The sequence below is a fragment of the Arthrobacter sp. YAF16 genome, assembly GCF_052113385.1.
Taxonomy (GTDB): domain Bacteria; phylum Actinomycetota; class Actinomycetes; order Actinomycetales; family Micrococcaceae; genus Arthrobacter.
The window spans coordinates 195,444-211,506 of record NZ_JBFRDC010000001.1; the positions used below are offsets into that span (position 1 = coordinate 195,444).

A 16,063-nucleotide genomic window follows, 5' to 3' on the forward strand; every position below is an offset into this window, starting at 1 on the left:
GCTTTCGGTCTCCATGTTGATTCGGAGCCGAGCTGGTGCCGGACCGGACGCGCGGCGCCTATCGAACCGATCGAATGGGCGGCAGGCAACAGGCGCCGGGTGACCTCAGACGTCGATGGTGACGACGGCGCGTTCCCCTGTTGCATCCGCCCGCGCTCCGGTTTCCGAGCTGACGGCCCGTGAGACGCAGCAGCACATCTTCGCCGCAGCCTGCTGCTGGCGCTCGCTGTAGAACACGTCGCGGTGGTCGACGGTGCCCTGCAGGCCCAGCAGCCGCACTTCACAGAGTCCGCATTCGCCCTTGCGGCAATCGAACATCATGTCCACTCCCGCGCCCTCGAGGGCTTCCAGCATGGACTCGCCGGGACCGACGGTCGTCTCCACGCCCAGCCGGGGGACGCGGACGACGAACTCCTCCGGGTCGAACCACCCGCTGTTGCCGAAGGTCTCGTACCTCAGGTTCGGCACGCTCAGGCCGCGCGTGTCCCAGCCGCGTTTGACCGCGTCCATGAGCCGGATCGGTCCGCACATGTAGAGCTCCGTCTCCGGATCCACCCCGGCCAGCAACTCATCGACCTTCAGCGCCGTGCCCTCGTCATCCACGTGCACCCGCAGCGCGTCGCCGTGCAGCGCTTCCAGCTGGGGCAGGTAGGCCATGGCGGCGCGGCTGCGGCCGGCGTAGACCAGGGTGTAGTCCGCCTTGATGTTGCGCAGCACCCGCGCCATGTTGACCATCGCGGTGATCCCTATGCCCCCGGCCAGAAGCACGTAGCGCGGGGCGCCCACCCGGAGCGGGAAGTTCTGCAGCGGCTGGGTGATCTCCAGTTGGTCCCCGACTTCCAGGCCCTGCATGAAGACCGAGCCGCCCCGGGACTGCGGCGCCCGGAAGACGCTGATGGCCACGCGCCGGCCATCCTCGCTGGAATCCACCACGGAGTAGGAGCGCTTGTGGCGTTCCCCGTTGATCGTGACCATGACGTCGATATGCGAGCCGGGCTCCGCCTTCTTCGGTAGCGACTGGGACAGGACCAGGCGCCGGGTTTCGGCGGTGACGGACTCCGCCTCGACGACGGTTCCGGTCTGCCAGACTTCGATGTTGCTTGCTGCCATGACTTTCTTCTAACTTCTCGCTGGGCTGGAGGGGTCCGGGCTGGACGGGTCTGGGGTCGGTCAGACGGTGGGAATGAGCCGGCCCTCGGCGGCGAGCTGGCGCTCGATCAGCCTGCGGACCCACATCCCGCCGGCGTCGATGTTGAGGTTGTAGAACTCGTAGTCCGGGTTCGCGTCGATCGCCTCCTGCTGCGCCTTGAGCATGGCCTCGTCCTCGCCGAAGACGCCGTGGACGCCGTTGCGAAGCTGGGTGGTGATCAGCTGGCTCTCCAGCCGGTAGTTGCGCATGAAAGCCCAGAAGTAGTGGCAGGTCTTGGCGGTTTCGGGGGAGATGGTGTTCATGACGAAGCCATTCACGCCCTGGCTGCGGTCGCCTTCCGGCGCCCCGGTGCCTGCCTTCGCGACGCCGACGTCGATGTTGATCGTCGACGGCGACTGGAAGGTGATGATCTGCCAGCGGTCCACCTTGCCCTCGAAGCCAGGGAACTTGTCGCGCATGTTCTTGAGCCAGAACGGCGGCGCGTCGATGTCGAGCATCCAGCGGGACACGGTGACGGTGTCGCCGTCCTGGGTCACCTTAAAATCGGACTCGCTCAGTTCGTCCTGCCCGATCGAGGACGAATGGACGAACTCCTCGTGGGTGAGGTCCATCAGGTTGTCCAGCACCAATTGGAAGTTGCACGGGGCAAAGATGGTCTCGCCGTCGCCGGCCCATTCACCCGAGCTCATCTGGTGCATGTCCGGGACCAATGTTGGGTCGGCCTGGGTCGGATCGCCCAGCCAGACCCAGACATACCGGTACCTTTCGATTACCGGGAAGGACGGGACCGTGGCGCTGGGGTTGATGGTTTCCTGCGCCGGCATCGAGACACAGCGGCCGGCGGAGTTGTAAACGATGCCGTGGTACGGGCACTGGATCTCATCCCCGGCAAGCGTCTTGCCCATGGAAAGCGGAGCCAGCCGGTGCCAGCATGCGTCCGCCAGCGCCACGGCCTTGCCGTCCTCCGTGCGGTACAGGGCGAGCGGGCGGTCCGCGATCCGCCGGGACATCGGCTTCCGGGTCACTTCATGGTCCCAGGCGGCTACATACCAGGCATTAAGCGGGTACCCCAGCACCTTGTTGGTTGTCGAACTAACGGACTGCATCATCGCGGTCATGTCATTCCTTCGCTATATCTATCTACATAGGTAGTGGTCTGCGTCACAGCATAACTATGTTCATAGGTAGTGGCAAGGGGTGAGTTTCCGACGGCGGGCGTGCCGGGGCATGCGAAAGGCCCGGAAGCCCTGCGGCTTCCGGGCCGTTCTCCGGTCAGGATTCCAGTTTGTCGATCAGTTCCAAGCCGCGCCTGGCCCACTGGATTTCGGCGTTGGCGCGCTCGATCATGCCCTCGTAGGTGAAGATCTTGTAGCCGGCAATCTTGGCCCTATCGGCTTCAGGCGCCGCCTCCAGGCGGGTTGCCAGGATGGGATTGCTCCGGTCCTCCAGGGCGGCAATCATCTCCTGCCACTGCTGTGCGCGCGAGGAGTGGTAGGCGATGTGCGCCTGCATCTGCGCCCGCGCGGCATCCGGCTCGGCCCACTCCAGGTATGCCGCCTTGAGGTGGATCGGGTCCCGCTCGCGGGTGTAGTCGAGGGTGGTGTTGATCCAGGCGCGGAAGGCCTCAACGCCCTCCGGGGTGATGTGGTAGCGCTTCTTCTTGCCCTTCTTCCCCCAGGCTTCCTCGACGCCGCGCAGCAGGCCGTCCTTTTCCATGCGGCGGAGCTCCGGGTAGATCTGCGAGTCCGGAGCGTGCCAGACGTAGCCGACGGATTGTTCGAACTGCTTGAACACGTCGTAGCCCGTCAGGGGCTGGGATGTCAGCAGGGCAAGCAGGGCGTAGCGCAGACTCACCTCGCCACCGGTCCTTTCCATCGGGCCCGTCGGCCGCATCGCGACATACGGGCCCTGCTTCATCAAAACTCTTGTCAACTAACTATGTTCATAGTTAGGCTGTGTCTCACGCCACATCTAGCTATCAGTATAGATAGTTGTCCGGCTACCGGGAGTTCGACGACGATCCCCGGCGGCGGGCTTTGGCACCGAAGGCGCACACCCGCCGTTCGGCACGCAACTTTGTACCCGCCCGGACTGTCCGCGGCCTCCAGAAAGTAGTCTCATGCAACTCCAAGAACGCATCGACGCGTCCCGCATGTCCCTGTACCAATGGCTGATCGTCGGATTGTGCATCATCCTTAACGCCCTCGACGGCTTCGACGTTCTGGCCATGGCTTTCACGGCCAACAGCGTCACGCGCGAGTTCGGCCTCAGCGGGGCCGAGCTGGGCATCCTGCTGAGCTCCGGCCTGGTCGGCATGGCCATCGGGTCGCTGGGCCTTGCACCGTTCGCCGACGTCATCGGCCGCCGGCCCATGGTCTTGGTCTCCGTTGGCCTTGCCACCGCCGGCATGCTGCTCGCCTCACTGGCACATTCGGCAGTGGAGTTGGGGATCTGGCGCGTCGTCACGGGCCTGGGCATCGGCGGCATCCTGGCCTGCACCAACGTGATCGCCAGCGAATACTCCTCCAAACGCTGGCGCGGGCTGGCCATCAGCATCTACACGGCCGGCTACGGCATCGGCGCGACGCTGGGCGGCGCTGCCGCGGTCTCCCTCCAGGCAAACTTCGGCTGGCGCTCGGTCTTCGTGTTCGGCGGCATTTGCACCGGCGTCGTCCTGGTCCTGCTGGCGGTCCTGCTGCCCGAATCGGTGGACTTCCTGACCAGCCGTCGCCCGCGCAACGTCCTCGATCGCCTCAACAAGATTGCCCGCAAGATCGGCCAGCCCGAACTGACCCAGATCCCCGCGTCCGCCGCAGTGGCGCTGCACAGGAACAAGCTTTCTGAACTCTTCACCGCCGGCAACCGCCGTTCCACCTGGCTCGTCTGGCTGGCCTTCTTTGCCACCATGTTCGGGTTCTACTTCGTGAACAGCTGGACGCCGCGGCTGCTCGTCACCGCCGGCATGACCGAGAGTCAGGGCGTGATCGGCGGCCTCATGCTCACCCTGGGCGGCACCTTCGGTTCCCTGCTCTACGGCCTGCTCACCATCCGCTGGAACAGCCGCAAGGTGATGATCGCGTTTGCGGTCCTCTCGGCCGCCACCATGGTGATGTTCATCTCCACCGCGGGCATCCTCGCCCTGGCGTTCGTCGCGGGCGGCGTCGTCGGCATGCTGATCAACGGCTGCATCGCCGGCATGTACACCATCACCCCCGCCCTGTACGGCGCGTCCGTCCGGAGCACCGGCGTCGGCTGGGCGATCGGAATCGGCCGCGTCGGCGCCATCGTCGCCCCGCTCATCACCGGCGCCCTGCTGGACGCGCACTGGACAGCTTCCATGCTGTACATGGGCGTCGGCGCCGTGGTTCTCGTGGCGGGCGGCGCCGTAGCGGCGATGCGCCCGGCGCGGCAGGAGCCGGTTGCGCAGGACGACGTGGCGGAGGAAGTCCCGCTGTCCGTCTGACCGGAATTCGGCCGGCGCGGTTGCCGGCAAACCACGCAAGCGGACGACGGCGGGAAGCTCCCGCCGTCGTCCGCCTGCGTTTTGAGGGTCTCCCGGGGCGGCGGGGCTGCCTCCAGCCCCCGGGAACACGGCGAACTACGCCGTTGTTATTAACAGCGGACCTAAAATGACTAAGAGATATACAGCACTGATAATCCCGGCCCGGATCAGCGAACCTGTCCGGGTGGAAACCATCGAAACCGACCAGCGAACCCTACAAGGGCTGGTGGGCGGAGACCTTGAAAGAGTCAGCCGCGGAAACTGGCACGTCTACCTCAACGCCGAAGGCGTGATTACCCAGCTCCCGGCGAACCTGCGCGCCGCCCAACTGATGAACGACTGCGGCCTGGACCTCGCCGGCGTCGCGCGGGGCACCGCCGTGATCCTCGGCCATGGTGGCCATGGCGAGGACGCCGACGTCCCTGAGCACCTGATCCGGCTCGCGGAAGAGTTCTTTGACACCCGGCTGATCGCCTGAGCAAGGACCGGCAGCGCGGCTGACGGTCGCGCCGTAACCACGGCCGCTCCGTCCAGCCCGCTAGTCTTCAGCTCATGGTGCCGGAAATCCCCCTCGCGTTCTGTGCAGTGCTCGGAGCACTTGCCGTGTTTCAGTTGCTGCTGATCGTCGGGCTGCCGCTCGGCCGGTTTGCCTGGGGCGGCCAACGCGCGGTGCTTCCGGCGCGGCTCCGCGTCGGAAGTGCCGTGTCGATCGTCGTTTACGCTGCCTTTGCGCTGGTTGCCCTGGACCGGGCGGAATTCATTTCAGTCCTGCCAGCGCCCTCCATTGCGGTGGTGGCTATGTGGGTGATCGCGGCCTATTTGCTGTTCAGCGTCCTGCCCAACCTTGCCTCAAAGAGCAAGGACGAACGGCGTGTCATGGTCCCGGTGTCCCTTGTGCTGGCCGGCCTGGCGTTCCTGGTAGCCCTGGGCTGAGCTGCGCGGGGCTGGGCCAGGGCGTCGGCCTTAGCCGGCCAGAAAGCTCTCGACAGCAGTGAACGCCTGGACTTGGGACGACAGGGAAGCGCGCCAATCGTTCGGAATTTGCAGGGAGTGGTCGGCACCCGGGATTTCGACGAACGTGCCTGCAGTCTCGGATAAGCCGTCGATAACCCATAGCTTGTCTTTGGAGCCGCCGATCAGCAGATCACGTTTCCGAGTGCCGGTAAGCGTTCTCCGAATCACCCCATCCGTGAGGATAGGCGTAAGCCAAACACCCGGTACTTGAGCCTCTTCTGCCCAAGGAATAGCGAGGGTTCCAAATGATTTGGCCACGATGAGCCGTTCGGCGGCGCGCGGGGCCCCGGCAAACGCTTGTTCGACCGCCCGGGCGGCGAAGCCGCGGGGATCATCGCCGGGCTCGTCGTCCTCGGTCCAGCGGATTCCGTGAACTTGCCATCCGCGGTCCTTCAGCTGCTCCGCGGGCCAGAACAGTAGGGGAGATTCGACTTTGTAGCCCGCCCCCGGGACAAGCACGGCGACCTTGGGTTCACCTTGGGGATCGGACGCGCAGCCTGGCCAGAGGAAGGTCTCCATGTCGAAGATCCTAGGGTGTTTGATTCCTGGAGGCGGGTATTGCGCTTCCATGAGCCAGCACAGAGACGCCACCCGGCCATCGCCGGGTGGCGTCTCTGGATGGCCGCCCGCCTTCGGCAGGTCGCGGCGCGTGTTACCTCCGGCGGCTGGGGTCGCCGTCGTTGTTGGTGATCGACGCAACCGCGCCGGTCTGTTCGTCGAGCAGCACCTTGCCGGTGCGCTGCTTGTTGAAGTTGAACATGCCATTCACCGAGCCGGCGGTGGCGTCGGCGGAGGCGTCGCCGATCCGGCCGGTGTGCCAGTTGTCCTCGATGAAACGCAGGATCGAGGCCTGGTCAGTCTCGGTGTGGTCCACGAAGTTCTTTTTCGCAAAGGGGGAAATAACGACCAGCGGCTGGCGCGGGCCCGGGCCGCAGCGGTCGGCATAACCGCCGGCCATCGGGACGCCGCTGGCCGCGGCGCTCTGGCACCACGCGGCGTCGTCGGCACTGTTGGAAGAGTTCTTCACCTGGGCGGCGACGTGGTCGTACCAGCCGTCCGAGTCGTCGTAGGCGAGCACCACGGCCGTGTTCTCCCAGTTCTTGGACTTCTGGATCTGGTTGACGGTGTTGGTGATGAACTTCTGCTCGTCGACCGGGTCGGAGTAGGCGGCGTGGCCGTCCTGGTACATCCCCGCCTTCAGGAAGGAGACGGCCGGCATGTTGTCGGTATTGACCACCTTGTTGAAATCGGTGAGGTCGTACTGGTGGTTGGCCCTGCCGTTGTGGCCGATCTCTGCGTCCGACGCCGGCGCCACGTGGTGCGGGTTGGCGGTGGACGCGTAGTACTGGAACGGCTGGTGGTGGGGGGAGTAGTCAACGACGCTGGCGCCGGCGGCGTTCGTGTGGCTGGACAGGCACGACGCCGGGGTGGTTCCGGTCGCGGGCGTGGTCGGTGTGAAGCCGCCCTGGAACCAGCCCCAGGACGTGCCCTTTGCGCTGAGCAGGTCGCCGATGTTCTTGCCGTTCATGCCGGCCAGGTTGCCAGCCTTGGCGTGGCTGTTGTTCGAGCAATCGTCATAGACCGGGTCCGGGTCGTTGATGACCGTGCCAACGCCGTTCGCGTCTGGCTGGCGGACAGTGCTGCTGCCGCCCGCCGGCGTGGCCACGGGCTGCCCGGCAGCAGTGTATTCGGTGGCCCCGTGGGTCTGGCCGGAGACCAGGTTGAGCGCGCCCGGGGTGGAGGGCCCGAATACGGTGCTGAAGTGGTTGTCGCTCATAGCGTAGTTCTGGGCGTAGTTCCAGATGCCCGTGACGGTGTTTCCGTCGTAGTAGTCCATCGTCAACCCGGGGCGGCCGTACTGGTTGGTACCGCAGGAGTCCCGGCTGGTGTACTCAACGAATTTGTCCATCGCGCCGCCGTTGTAGGCCTTCTGCTCGGCGCCGTAGTTGTGGTCCTGGTCGCAGGTGACGGCCTGCATTGGCGAAAGCCGGGCCGGCTGCGCGGCGTTCGGGTTGTCCGGAGCCAGCAGGCCCGCGGTGGCGAGCGTGTTGATCTTCTTCGGCGTGTTCTTGGCCGCGGTGAACGCAGCCGCCTTGGTGCCGGTGCCCTGCTGGGTTTCACCGGGAATGTTGGCGGCCTTCGGATAGGTGGCGAAGTAGTGGTCGAACGAGACGTTTTCCTGGAAGATCACCACCACATGCTTGATCGGCGTTGCGGTTCCTTCGTGTTTTTCGCCGGCGGATGCCGGGCCCACGCCAACGCCGATCAGGCCGGCGGCCAGCGCCGATGCCGCCAGAGCGGTGGCGCTCGTGGCGGCAACGAAGCGTTTACGGGTGAAGCGGTTAGGGGAGAAGTGCTGCAAGGGGGTATCCAATCGTTTCTTTTCCAAGGCGTTGGGCGCGCTACTTGGCGGGGGCGACGGTGGCTTCGTAGGTGAGGATCTCGGTGCCGTTGCCCTCGTCACCGTTGTCCGGGGCCAGCTTCAAGGTGAGGTGGTTCCCGTCGGCGGTCATTTTGAACGGGTTGCGGGTTGCCACGTGCCCGGCGGTGGACCACTGCTGGAACGGGACGTCGCGGGTCACGCTGCGGGTCTTGAGATCGATCATGGCCATCCCGCCGAGTTCGTAGCTGGCGCCGGGGCCGCCAGCTCCGGGGGCCTGCGGGAGGTTGGTGATGCCCCCACAGAGCATCTTCGAGGTCGGCACGTACTGGCAGTCCTGGTAGTCGATGAAATAGTTCGGGTTCTGCCAGGTGGAGAGCTGCCTGCCGCGCAGGTCCCATTCGGCGAAGCGCCGCGATCCCCAGGTGTTGCCCACGAGGTGGCCGGTCTGCTTGTCCATGACGATGCCGCCGAAGTGGTCTTTCACCTCGAACTGCTTGTGCACGTCGAGGGTTTTTGCGTCCACCCGGTAGATGATGGCGCTGCTGCTGGGCCGGTACTGGGCAACAGGGACCCAGACGTTGGCGCCGTCGAAGTCGATGCCGCCGGGGTGGTACATGTCGCCCTCGCCCAGGATGATGTCCTTCTGCAGATTCCCGGCCTTGTCCATGACGAACAGGTGGCCGACGCCCTTGCCCGCCGTGCGGTCGAATCCTCCCTGCGGGGACGGGAACTTTGTGGTCGGCTCGATGATCTGCACGGCCGAGAGGAAGATGTGCTCCTGGCTGAAAGCGATTCCTTCCGTGTGGTACGTCGGAAACTTCAGCTTCAGCTTGCCGGTCTGCTGCCAGTTCGTGCTGCGGTCGACGCCGTTAAAGGCCTCGGCCAGCGCGCTGTCCGTTTCGCGGTGGCTGCCGGAACCGGCGCTGTTTGCGTTGGGCCGATCGTTGGTGCCGGCGGCCTGGGCTGCCGCCGTGCCGCCGATTGCGGACGCCGCCAGGACGAAGGCTGCGGCGGCCGTGAGGATGCCTCGGGTTCGAGTCGCGCTCATGGGGGAGCCTCTCAATGGATGGTTCTCAACAGGACCACCCCAAGTTACTTATCGGTAATGAACCCTTGATGGAGGGCTGGTAAACAGCCGGCTTCCCACATGGCGGCGGCTTTGCCGGCAAAGGGTCGAGGATGGAGGCACGCTTCTGCGCCGTGTTGTCCACGCGAGCGGACTGAGCGCGCCTAGAATTGGCCAGATGATGCCAGAACCAATCCGCGCCGCGAACGGGAAGAATTCCCTCCGCATCAGCGACGGCATCATCGAGTCCGTCTGGGCCCCCGGCTCGTTTGTCGACGTCGGTGACGCCCGGGATGCCATGCGGGCCACCGAGTTGATCAGCCAGGGCCGGCAGATGCCGATGCTCTCCGTCATGACTGACGTGGAAATCAGCGCCGCCGCCCGGTACGAGTTCGCCAAGTCTGTCGACGTTCTCGCCATTGCGGTCCTTGGCTCCAGCGCTGTCGACCGCGTCGTGGCCGCTGCCACGAGCCGGGACACAAAATACCCTCACGAATTCTTCACCTCTCGGCCCGACGCCGTCGCGTGGCTGAGCGGCTTTATCGAGAGCCCGGCAGAACTTGGGACGGACGACCTGGAAGCCTCGGTTCCCAGGCCCGCCTCGCACTAGCAGCCGACCGCCCTCGCCGCTGCCTCGATTTCGCACACCCGCGCCAAATAGCCCGGAACTGCTACGCTCCACGTATCGGGCCGGACCTGCGGCTACGGGTTGAGGAACGGCCGGCAGCAACTTCAGTTGTGAGCGAGGGAATCAGCATGACGGTTGCCGAAATCCAAGTGGACCAGCGCGTGATCGGGATCGACTCGCGGCGCTTCGCCTCGGTGGAGAAAGCGCTCGTGGAGCTGATTACCAACAGCGACGACAGCTACGCGCGGCTCGAAAAGGCCGGCGCCCACGTCAGTGGCCGGATCCATGTCCGGTACGAGCGGCACCTCACCGGGGCCGTGCTGATGGTCAGCGACCAGGCGGAAGGGATGTCCTTCGATCAGGCCGGCCGGATCCTCAGCTACGGCGGCGCGCACAGCCCGCTCGCGCGCGGCGAGGGTGACGGCCGCGGCTACTTCGGCCGCGGCCTCAAGCAAGCGATCTTCGGCCTGGGCCACGGTTGGATCGAGACCATCCAGGGCGGCCGCTTCACCCGGATCGACGTCTTCCGCGGCGAGAACGGCGGCTACCTCTACGACGACGGCGGCGAGGACCGCCGCGCGTTCCCGGCCGACTACGCCCGGCTGGGGATCGACGAAGCACCGGCTGCCAGCGGCACCCGGGTGAGCATCGTCGTCGACAATCCCCGCGTCCGGATCACCCAGTACAGCACCCTGCTGCAGTCCCTGTCCGACAACTTCTACCTGCGTGCGGTGCTGGGCCGGCGCAGCGTGGAGCTGGAGCACGGCCAGCCCGGATCGGGCGACCACCGAAGCGAGCCGGTCAGGTTCCAGGAGCCGCCTGCGGACCTGCTGCTCGGCCCGGACCAGGACGGAAGCGTCAGCTTTGAAGGCCGGGCGTATCCGTTCACCCTGACGTTGAAACGCGCCACAGGGACCGAGCTGACACTCAAGGGAGACGAGCGCACCAACGGCCTCGTCGTTCTGTCCGGGATGGCCGCACTGGATTGCCAGCTGTTCGCGTTCGAAAACCAGGTGGGCACCGAATACCTCTTCGGCGTCGTATCCTGCGACGCGCTGACCGGGATGCTGGGCCGCGGCCGGGCGATCATCAGCGACGAACGCGAGGGACTGAACCCCCGGGACCCCTTTGTGGCGGCGTTTTCCGAGGCCGTCAGCCGGATGATCGCCGGCGCCGTGCAGGCCGAGAAGGAAAAGCTCACGCATCTTGAGCGCGCCACCACCTCCGGGCGCACCGCCGAAATGATCGAGCACCTGCTGCAGCACATGAACGAGGCCGCCGTCGTCGACCTGGGCCTGGAAACCTCCCCGGCGCCCGGTGGCGGCTCCCCTGCGGGGGAGCGGCCCGCGGCGTTGCGCTTCACCACCCCCTTCTACTACCGTCCGCCGGGGCATCCGTTCCGTGTTTCCCTGCTGCTGGATCCGGCCCGGTTGCCCGACGGAATGCTCACGTTCGAGGTGGACCTGCCCGGCACGCTGCGGATCGACCCGGAACCTGTCCCGATCGCCGTCGGCGCGCTGGGGGAAGCGCGGCGGCTCGAATGGACCGTGACGGGGGAGCGGCCGGACGAACGGGGCCAGGTGACCGTCCGTGCCGGCGACTACTGGGCGTTGTGCGAAATCGTCATCGCCGAACACGCCTCGCACCGCAGCGCCGACCAGCCCCCGCATCATGCGGTGCCCGCCGATGCGCCGGTGCAGCCGGCGGCGCACCCGGAGGCCCGCCGCCCGAGCCGGGACCACGGCGTCGACCTCTTCACCGGCTACGAGTTCCGCAGCCTGCACAACAGTGCCGACCGTGCCGTCTACAGCGTGGACGAACGGAAGGTCATCATCAACACCGCCGCGCCCACGGTCCAGCTGTACGTTGACGGCCGTGGACGCTTCCGCGATTCGGCGCGCCTTTTGTTGGCCGAACTCTTCCTGGACGTGATCGCGGACGAGCTAGCCCGGCGCCGCGTGGAGCAGCACGGCCACGCCGGAGACCTCGAAGCTTTCAGGAGAGCCAAGCGGGACATCATCGGCCGCTACGGCAGCGACATCCACCGGACGTTCCTGGGGTGAGGCGCACGGCCACCCATTGACACTCCTTTGGCGCGGGCCTATTCTACAACCAAATGGTTGTAGATCAGTTGAGTGACGAAGCAGTCGACCGCTTGTTCCAGGCGTTCGCCGACTCGACCCGCCGGGACATCGTGCGCCGCGTGACGGTGGGGGAGTACTCCGTTTCCGGGCTCGCCGCGCTCTACGCCATGAGTTTCGCCGCCGTACAGAAGCATGTGGCGGTGCTGGAACGCGCTTCCCTGGTGACCAAGGAGAAACGCGGAAGGGAGCAGATCGTGCGGGCCAACCACGCGGGCTTGCACAAGGCCCGCAGTCTGCTCGATGAGTACGAGGTCATTTGGCGGCAGCGGACCGAACGGATCGCCGAGTTGCTGGGGCAAGCGGATCCACAAACCAACCAGAAGTCAGCAGGCAAGGCAGAAGGCACCGAAGCAGAAGCATAGGAAGGGTTCGACATGACAGTCATCAGTTCAGTCAAGAATCTTGAGGCCCTGAGCCTCAGCGTCGTCGCGGAGTTCGACGCCGGCGTCGAGCGCGTCTGGCAGATCTGGGCGGATCCGCGCCAGCTCGAGCGCTGGTGGGGCCCGCCCACCTGGCCGGCCACCTTCGAGAAGCACGACTTTGTCCCCGGCGGCGAGGCGAGCTACTACATGACGGGACCGGACGGGGAGAAAGCCCGCGGCTGGTGGCGCTTTGTCGCCATCGATGCCCCGCGCGGCCTGGAGTTCGACGACGGCTTCTCGGACGACAATGGCGAGCCGGTGGCCGAGATGGGCACGATCCATGGCGTCGTGACGCTGGAGCCGACCGGCGACCGCACCCGGATGACCGTGCTGTCCACCTTCGAGACGGAGGAGCAGATGGAGAAGATCGTCGCCATGGGAATGGAGGAGGGCATGAAGGGCGCCCTCGGCCAGGTGGACGCGATCCTCGCCGAGCACGCCAACGCCTGAGCGACGGGCGAACGTGCCACAGCGTTAACCAGGAGGACGACGGCGGAACTCAGCCCGCCGTCGTCCTCTGGGTTTGAACTAGTTGTTCAAGGCCGCGTACAGGTTCAGGCTGGCCGAGAACACCAGCCACGAAACGTACGGCAGCATCAGCACCCCGGCAGTCGTGCTGATCGGCCCGAAGTGCAGCACGGCCACGGTCGCGAACGCGGCGTGGGCGGCGATCACAAGCAGCGCCAGCCACAGGGCCGCGGTGCCCATCACCGGATAAAGGCCGAAGAACATCAGCGGCCACAAAAGGTTCAGCGGCAGCAGCCCGCCGTAGACTCTGAGCGCCGCGCGGCGCGGGAAGAGCCGTTGCCGCCACACCAGCCAAGCCGCCACGGCCATGGCCGCGTAAAGTACCAGCCACGCCGAGCCGAACATCCACCCCGGCGGGGTCCACGGCGCCGTGTCCGCGGCCGCGTACCAGTCGCTGTTCATCCTGATCGGCAGCGAACCGATTAGCGATACGGCCAAGGAAGCCGCCAGAAAACCGACGAGGGCCGCAATTTGCTGCCGCGGCGGGCGGGTGCCGGGGGCACGGGTGCCCGGGGCGCTTTGTTCAACGTTCAAGAGCACTGACCCACTGTGGACAACCGTGCGCCCTCCCGTCAAACTACGACGGCGGGACCTTGCGCAGTCGTCACCGTCATCTACGTCTGGAAGGACATCATGGGCAACGAAGCTTCATGGCAGGAAACCATCACTCCGGGCCGTTTTGCCGGCAGGACCGTTATCGTCACGGGCGCCGGCTCCGGCATCGGCCTGGCCACCGCGCTGCGCGTCGCGAAGGAGGGCGGCAAGGTCATCGCGGCGGACATCAGCAAGGAACGTCTGGATGACCTCGTGACCCGGAACGCGGGTCTGGATCTTGTGCCGGTGGCCGGCGACATCTCCACCGAGGAAACGGTCGCCGCCGTCGTGGCCGCCGCGGGCGGCCGCGTGGACGCGCTCGCGAACGTCGCAGGCATCATGGACAACTTCGCCCCGATCCACGAGGTGGACGACGCCGTCTGGGAGCGGGTCTTCCGGATCAACGTCACCGCCCTGATGCGCCTGACCCGCGCCGTAGTGCCGCTGATGCTCGAGGCCGGCACCGGCTCCGTGGTGAATGTGACTTCCGAGGCCGGCCTGCGGGGGTCCGCCGCCGGCGCCGCCTATACCGCGTCCAAGCACGCCGTCGTCGGCCTTACCAAGAACTCCACGGTGATGTACGGGCCGAAGGGGCTGCGCTTCAACGCGGTGGCGCCCGGGGCAACGATCACCAACATCGTCGCCGACTGGGGCTCCCAGCTGGCCGCCGAGCGGCTGGGCCCGCTGATGGGCGCCAACATCCCGACCCCGGCCACAGCGGCGCAGCTGGCGGCCTCGATCACCTTCCTGCTCAGCGACGACGGCACCAACGTCAACGGTGCCATCCTTGCGTCCGACGGCGGCTGGTCCGCCCTGTAGGACGCCCAACTGACTGGCAGTAGTTGACGTTTTGAGGGCTCATAACGACAACTACTGCCAGCTAGTTGGGTGGGCGGGGCCCGGGATTCGCCCTCAGCCCGGAGTTCGCGAAATGATGTGGGCATGGAGCATACCGACCAGCAGCCCTGGGTGAAGAACTACCAGCCGGGCGTCCCGGCCGAGATCGAATTGCCCACGGAGTCGCTCGTCGCGATGCTGGAGCGGTCCGTGGCCGAGGCCGGAACCGCCCCCGCGCTGGAATTCTTCGGCCGCCGGACCAGCTACTCGGAGCTCGGCGAGCAGGTGGACCGGGCCGCCGAGGGGCTTCGCCGACTTGGTGTCCGGGCCGGCGACCGGGTCGCGCTGATCCTGCCGAACTGCCCGCAGCACGTCGTCGCCTTTTACGCGGTGCTGCGCCTGGGCGCCGTCGTCGTCGAACATAACCCGCTCTACACCTCCCGCGAACTGCGGCACCAGTTCGAGGACCACCAGGCCCGCGTCGTGATCGCCTGGGACAAGGCCGCCGCCGCCATCCGCGAGTTCCCCGCAGACATCGAAATCGACCACGTGGTCTCGGTCAACCTGCTTGAGGCGTTCCCTGCGGCCAAGCGCCTGGCCTTGGCCCTGCCGGTCAAGAAGCTGCGCGAAGCGCGGGCCTCGCTGACCGCCCCAGCGCCGGGAACCACGCCGTGGAAGCAGCTCCTGGGCCACGGCAGGATCGACCCCGCGCACCCGCGTCCCTCGGTGAACGACCTCGCCGCGATCCAGTACACCTCGGGCACCACCGGGCGGCCCAAGGGTGCGATGCTCACCCACTTCAACCTGTACTCCAACGCCCTGCAGGGGGAAGCCTGGATGGCCGGCGCGGAGTACCGCAAGGAAGTGTTCTACGCGATCCTGCCGATGTTCCACGCCTTCGGCATGACGCTGTATCTGACCTACGGCATCCGCAAACAGGGCCTGCTGGTCCTCTTCCCCAAGTTCGACCCGGACCTGGTGCTGGACGCGATGAAGAAGTCGCCCGCCACCGTGTACTGCGCGGTCCCGCCGATCTACGAGCGCACCGCGATGGCCGCGAAGGAGAAGGGCGTCTCGCTGCGCTCCTGCAGGTACTGCATCTCCGGCGCCATGAACTTGCCGGACCATGTCGTGGAGCTCTGGGAATCCGTCTCCGGCGGCCTGCTCGTGGAGGGCTACGGCATGACGGAGTCCTCTCCGGTGGCGCTCGGCAACCCCTTCCACCCCACACGCCGCACCGGGACCATCGGCGTCCCCTTCCCGTCGACCCTGATGAAGGTGGTCGACGTCGACGACCCGACCGTGGAGGTCCTGCAGGGCCAGCCTGGCGAGCTGCTGATCAAGGGGCCACAGGTCTTCCAGGGCTACTGGAACAACCCCGAGGAAACCGCGAAAACCCTCACCGCCGACGGCTGGCTGCGCACCGGCGACGTCGTGACCGTGGACCCGGACGGCTTCACCACCGTGGTGGACCGGGCCAAGGAACTCATCATCACCGGCGGTTTCAACGTGTCGCCCACCGAGGTGGAAGCGGTGCTGCGCCTGCACCCGGATGTCAGGGACGCCGCCGTCGTGGGCAAGCCGCTGGAGCGCGGCGGAGAAATGGTGGTGGCCGCCGTCGAACTTGAACCGGGCACCGCACTGGACGAAGACGCCCTCCGCGCCCACTGCCGCGAGCACCTCGCCGGCTACAAGGTCCCGCGCCGGATCGTCCCGGTGCCGGATCTTCCCCGCTCCATGCTCGGCAAAATCCTCCGCAAGCAGGTCCGCGAACAAGTCCTGCCGGGACTGTAGC

Annotated in this window: 16 protein-coding genes; 9 read left to right on the forward strand and 7 right to left on the reverse strand. The window is 66.4% G+C overall.

Features of this window, described 5'->3' with window-relative positions; genetic code table 11:
• Positions 1-105 precede the first annotated feature (105 nt).
• The 3 genes from AB4Y91_RS00930 to AB4Y91_RS00940 form a co-directional block, all read right to left on the reverse strand.
• The gene (locus tag AB4Y91_RS00930; protein WP_441416717.1) at positions 106-1,110 is read right to left on the reverse strand and encodes a PDR/VanB family oxidoreductase; all 1,005 of its coding nucleotides are present in this window, start codon (positions 1,108-1,110) and stop codon (positions 106-108) included.
• A 60-nt stretch (positions 1,111-1,170) separates the two neighbouring features.
• Positions 1,171-2,268 (reverse strand): aromatic ring-hydroxylating dioxygenase subunit alpha, encoded by a 1,098-nt coding sequence (locus AB4Y91_RS00935; RefSeq protein WP_441416718.1) that lies wholly within the window; start codon positions 2,266-2,268, stop codon positions 1,171-1,173.
• A 154-nt stretch (positions 2,269-2,422) separates the two neighbouring features.
• Positions 2,423-3,004 carry a PadR family transcriptional regulator gene (locus AB4Y91_RS00940; protein WP_441416719.1) on the reverse strand — a complete coding sequence of 194 codons (582 nt, stop codon included), beginning with the start codon at positions 3,002-3,004 and terminating at the stop codon, positions 2,423-2,425.
• A 265-nt stretch (positions 3,005-3,269) separates the two neighbouring features.
• On the opposite strand from AB4Y91_RS00940, the gene AB4Y91_RS00945 reads away from it, so the two are divergent.
• The 3 genes from AB4Y91_RS00945 to AB4Y91_RS00955 all read left to right on the forward strand — a co-directional run bounded on the left by AB4Y91_RS00945 (position 3,270) and on the right by AB4Y91_RS00955 (position 5,585).
• Positions 3,270-4,613 carry an MFS transporter gene (locus tag AB4Y91_RS00945; RefSeq protein ID WP_441416720.1) on the forward strand — a complete coding sequence of 448 codons (1,344 nt, stop codon included), beginning with the start codon at positions 3,270-3,272 and terminating at the stop codon, positions 4,611-4,613.
• Positions 4,614-4,779: 166 nt separating this feature from the next.
• On the forward strand, positions 4,780-5,130 hold the full coding sequence (locus tag AB4Y91_RS00950) for a DUF3846 domain-containing protein (RefSeq protein WP_441416721.1): 351 nt from the start codon (positions 4,780-4,782) through the stop codon (positions 5,128-5,130).
• Between the two features lie 74 nt (positions 5,131-5,204).
• Positions 5,205-5,585 carry a hypothetical protein gene (locus tag AB4Y91_RS00955; protein WP_441416722.1) on the forward strand — a complete coding sequence of 127 codons (381 nt, stop codon included), beginning with the start codon at positions 5,205-5,207 and terminating at the stop codon, positions 5,583-5,585.
• A gap of 30 nt (positions 5,586-5,615) precedes the next feature.
• Here the strand turns inward: AB4Y91_RS00955 and AB4Y91_RS00960 are convergent, their stop codons facing one another.
• The 3 genes from AB4Y91_RS00960 to AB4Y91_RS00970 all read right to left on the reverse strand — a co-directional run bounded on the left by AB4Y91_RS00960 (position 5,616) and on the right by AB4Y91_RS00970 (position 9,097).
• Entirely contained in the window at positions 5,616-6,185 is a 570-nt protein-coding gene (locus tag AB4Y91_RS00960) for a hypothetical protein (RefSeq protein ID WP_441416723.1), read from the reverse strand.
• A gap of 133 nt (positions 6,186-6,318) precedes the next feature.
• Positions 6,319-8,040, reverse strand: a complete 1,722-nt coding sequence (locus tag AB4Y91_RS00965; protein WP_441416724.1) for a phospholipase C — start codon at positions 8,038-8,040, stop codon at positions 6,319-6,321.
• Between the two features lie 28 nt (positions 8,041-8,068).
• On the reverse strand, positions 8,069-9,097 hold the full coding sequence (locus tag AB4Y91_RS00970; protein ID WP_441416725.1) for a DUF6454 family protein: 1,029 nt from the start codon (positions 9,095-9,097) through the stop codon (positions 8,069-8,071).
• Between the two features lie 196 nt (positions 9,098-9,293).
• On the opposite strand from AB4Y91_RS00970, the gene AB4Y91_RS00975 reads away from it, so the two are divergent.
• The 4 genes from AB4Y91_RS00975 to AB4Y91_RS00990 all read left to right on the forward strand — a co-directional run bounded on the left by AB4Y91_RS00975 (position 9,294) and on the right by AB4Y91_RS00990 (position 12,759).
• Positions 9,294-9,725, forward strand: coding sequence for a DUF7793 family protein (locus AB4Y91_RS00975; protein WP_441416726.1), 432 nt, complete (start codon positions 9,294-9,296; stop codon positions 9,723-9,725).
• Between the two features lie 146 nt (positions 9,726-9,871).
• Positions 9,872-11,806, forward strand: coding sequence for an ATP-binding protein (locus tag AB4Y91_RS00980; protein WP_441416727.1), 1,935 nt, complete (start codon positions 9,872-9,874; stop codon positions 11,804-11,806).
• A gap of 53 nt (positions 11,807-11,859) precedes the next feature.
• Positions 11,860-12,249: an ArsR/SmtB family transcription factor gene (locus AB4Y91_RS00985; protein ID WP_441416728.1), complete on the forward strand. Its 390-nt coding sequence runs from the start codon at positions 11,860-11,862 to the stop codon at positions 12,247-12,249.
• A 12-nt stretch (positions 12,250-12,261) separates the two neighbouring features.
• Complete coding sequence (locus tag AB4Y91_RS00990; RefSeq protein WP_441416729.1) at positions 12,262-12,759, forward strand: SRPBCC family protein; 498 nt, start codon at positions 12,262-12,264, stop codon at positions 12,757-12,759.
• A 78-nt stretch (positions 12,760-12,837) separates the two neighbouring features.
• On the opposite strand, the gene AB4Y91_RS00995 is transcribed toward AB4Y91_RS00990, so the two are convergent.
• A complete protein-coding gene (locus tag AB4Y91_RS00995) occupies positions 12,838-13,377 on the reverse strand; it encodes a TspO/MBR family protein (protein WP_441416730.1) in 540 nt (179 codons plus the stop codon).
• A gap of 93 nt (positions 13,378-13,470) precedes the next feature.
• Here AB4Y91_RS00995 and AB4Y91_RS01000 point away from each other — a divergent pair, with 93 nt between their 5' ends.
• Positions 13,471-14,250, forward strand: a complete 780-nt coding sequence (locus tag AB4Y91_RS01000) for an SDR family NAD(P)-dependent oxidoreductase (protein ID WP_441416731.1) — start codon at positions 13,471-13,473, stop codon at positions 14,248-14,250.
• A gap of 123 nt (positions 14,251-14,373) precedes the next feature.
• Positions 14,374-16,062, forward strand: a complete 1,689-nt coding sequence (locus AB4Y91_RS01005) for a long-chain-fatty-acid--CoA ligase (protein WP_441416732.1) — start codon at positions 14,374-14,376, stop codon at positions 16,060-16,062.
• The last annotated feature ends 1 nt before the right edge of the window (position 16,063 follow it).

Excerpts from the sequence above, each read along its gene's own strand:
- AB4Y91_RS00930 (WP_441416717.1), bottom strand. The coding sequence starts at position 1,110 with ATGGCAGCAAGCAACATCGAAGTCTGGCAGACCGGAACCGTCGTCGAG.
- AB4Y91_RS00935 (WP_441416718.1), bottom strand. The coding sequence starts at position 2,268 with ATGACCGCGATGATGCAGTCCGTTAGTTCGACAACCAACAAGGTGCTG.
- AB4Y91_RS00945 (WP_441416720.1), top strand. The coding sequence starts at position 3,270 with ATGCAACTCCAAGAACGCATCGACGCGTCCCGCATGTCCCTGTACCAA.
- AB4Y91_RS00950 (WP_441416721.1), top strand. The coding sequence starts at position 4,780 with ATGACTAAGAGATATACAGCACTGATAATCCCGGCCCGGATCAGCGAA.
- AB4Y91_RS00955 (WP_441416722.1), top strand. The coding sequence starts at position 5,205 with ATGGTGCCGGAAATCCCCCTCGCGTTCTGTGCAGTGCTCGGAGCACTT.
- AB4Y91_RS00960 (WP_441416723.1), bottom strand. The coding sequence starts at position 6,185 with ATGGAGACCTTCCTCTGGCCAGGCTGCGCGTCCGATCCCCAAGGTGAA.
- AB4Y91_RS00970 (WP_441416725.1), bottom strand. The coding sequence starts at position 9,097 with ATGAGCGCGACTCGAACCCGAGGCATCCTCACGGCCGCCGCAGCCTTC.
- AB4Y91_RS00975 (WP_441416726.1), top strand. The coding sequence starts at position 9,294 with ATGATGCCAGAACCAATCCGCGCCGCGAACGGGAAGAATTCCCTCCGC.
- AB4Y91_RS00980 (WP_441416727.1), top strand. The coding sequence starts at position 9,872 with ATGACGGTTGCCGAAATCCAAGTGGACCAGCGCGTGATCGGGATCGAC.
- AB4Y91_RS00985 (WP_441416728.1), top strand. The coding sequence starts at position 11,860 with ATGGTTGTAGATCAGTTGAGTGACGAAGCAGTCGACCGCTTGTTCCAG.
- AB4Y91_RS00990 (WP_441416729.1), top strand. The coding sequence starts at position 12,262 with ATGACAGTCATCAGTTCAGTCAAGAATCTTGAGGCCCTGAGCCTCAGC.
- AB4Y91_RS01000 (WP_441416731.1), top strand. The coding sequence starts at position 13,471 with ATGGGCAACGAAGCTTCATGGCAGGAAACCATCACTCCGGGCCGTTTT.
- AB4Y91_RS01005 (WP_441416732.1), top strand. The coding sequence starts at position 14,374 with ATGGAGCATACCGACCAGCAGCCCTGGGTGAAGAACTACCAGCCGGGC.